At 72.4% G+C, this 2099-nt stretch carries 2 protein-coding genes; one reads left to right on the top strand and one right to left on the bottom strand.

Annotation, left to right across the window (positions count from 1 at the left end; genetic code table 11):
* Positions 1-980: ALF repeat-containing protein (locus ACFWA9_RS39040; protein ID WP_380394331.1), on the bottom strand; the 980-nt coding region annotated here is incomplete at its 3' end.
* A gap of 576 nt (positions 981-1556) precedes the next feature.
* Here ACFWA9_RS39040 and ACFWA9_RS39035 point away from each other — a divergent pair.
* Positions 1557-2036 carry a hypothetical protein gene (locus ACFWA9_RS39035; RefSeq protein WP_380394328.1) on the top strand — a complete coding sequence of 160 codons (480 nt, stop codon included), beginning with the start codon at positions 1557-1559 and terminating at the stop codon, positions 2034-2036.
* The last annotated feature ends 63 nt before the right edge of the window (positions 2037-2099 follow it).

Raw genomic sequence — 2099 nt, 5'->3', positions numbered from 1 at the left:
CGGGAGCTGGCCGCGTTCGCGGCCGTACGGGCGGCGGACACCGCCGCGTTGGACGCCTGGATCGCGGTCCGCGCCGCGTTGGCCGCACCCTCGGCCGCCTCGGCGGCCCGGTTCGCGGCCTGCCCGGCCCGGACGAGGTCGTCCTTCGCGGCAGCCGTCTCCGCCGCCGCCTTCTCCGCGGCCTCCTTGGCCAGCCGCGAGGCCTGTTCGGCCCGCGCCGCCGCCTCCTTCGCCGCCTCGGTCTCCGCCTTCGCCCGCTTCCCGGCCTGCGTGGCCACCTCGGCGAGCTGGGCGATCGTGAGCGTCTCCTGGTCCCGCGCGCGGGCCAGTTCCTGACCGTTCTCCAGGAAGTCCGTGATGTCGTCCGGGGTGCCGTCCAGCGCCCGCTGCGCGAGCTTCTGCACCTCCGGGCCGCCGGCCTGCATGATCTTCACGACCTGGACGCGGTCGTCCTCCTGCTGGGCCTGGGCCAGACCCGTGGTGAGGAAGTCGGTCAGCGCCTTGGCGGAGCCGTCGTCGAGCGCCCGCTGCGCCGCGTCCCGGACCGCGCGGCCGCCGAGGTTTATGGCCGCCAGCGCGGAGGCCCGCCGGTCCTCCTGCAACGGTGCCTGGAAGCCCGCCAGCACGAACTGGTGTAGATCGGCGTCGGATCCGCTGAGCGCCCGCTGGGCGGCGTCGCGCACCCCGGCGCCGGAGGAGCCGAGCATCTTCAGGACGGCGAAGCGCTCGTCCTCGGCCGTCGCGCGCTGGAGGCCGGTCGCCAGGAACGCGGTGATCTCGGCGTCCGTGCCGGTCAGGACCCCGGCCGCGGCGTCCTTGGTCGCCGACCCGCCGGCTGCCCAGGCCTCGACCACCAGGGCGCGGGCGCCGGGGTCGAGCGGTGCGGGACCGGGGTCGGCGGGGACGGCCCCCGCCACCGCCGTCCCGAAGACGGTCAGTGCCAGCGAAAGCGTGGAGATCGCGGTGAGCCGGGTGCGCATCCGTCGCGCCGATAAACCGGCCTTCTTGGGTATCGCTTTGGTCATATCCCCTCAAAGTCTCAGCAGGGCCCGTCGCCGGACCCGCCCCCGGGCGGCATCGTTCGACGTCGCATTGTTCACGATCGTATGGCGCCAATCCGGCGGCGCACCAGGGTGTGCGGCGCCGCGCATTCCGTGCGCAGGTTGGCCGGAAAGGGAATTGACCGGGAGTTGACCATGAAAAGTGGTGCGTGCGCCTCCGGATGTCGCCGGACGACGGCCCGAGTCCGGTCCTTTCACCGGGCGCTCGGGGCGTGATATCAATGGGCGGCCGGTCCGCGCGGGCGCAGGGGAGCAGCTCACGGCGGGCCTGACGGTGGCGGCCGCGGGGCCCGCTGTCCGTTTCCGTACCGACGGGCATATTCCACGCAATGCCGAGCGCACTACCCGTACGCCGCCGTGTCCGCCGCCGTATCGCTTCTGTCTCGCTTCTAAATCCGCTGATGTGCGCGCGATTCATCGCGTTCTATGACGAGGGGAAATGAAACCATGAGGCCGCTTTCCCGATTGCTGATCACCTGCGTTGCCGTAGGCGCCGTGGCACTGTCCGGCCTGACCGCGGTGGGTGCCACGGCGGCGCCCGGGCCGAGCACCGCCGCCGTGGCGGACGACGTCACCCCGCCGCCGGCGGTGGAGGACTTCGCCTACCCGGGCGCCGACGCGATCTTCAAGGAGCGCGGGATCAGGCTCAAGCGGGGCGACGGGCACATCACCCTCGCCACCTGCGACAGCGCGCCCGGCCTGCTGGAGGTCACCGCCCGGGCCATGCAGACGACCGACCCCGTCGGCCACGGCCGCTTCTGCTTCAAGGTCACCGGCGCCCCCGGTTACCTCGGCCTCGAACTCCCCGCCGTGTACGGGGCGAAGGGGAACGACTACGCGGTGAGCGTCCACATGGTGACGGGCACCGAGGCCAAGTCCTTCGAGCTGCAGAAGAACAAGTGGACGCCGGTCGGCGAGACCGCCGATCCGCAGGAACGCGACTTCACGCTGCTGGAGATCGTCGCCAAGGCCTGAGCGTCCGGCGGATCGGGCACCGGGTGAACGAACAAGGCCCGGGGTCGGCGCACACTGTGCGCC

Origin of the sequence: Kitasatospora sp. NPDC059973 (assembly GCF_042737525.1) — a bacterium.
GTDB lineage: Bacteria > Actinomycetota > Actinomycetes > Streptomycetales > Streptomycetaceae > Kitasatospora.
This window is presented reverse-complemented; position numbering and strand designations above follow the sequence as displayed.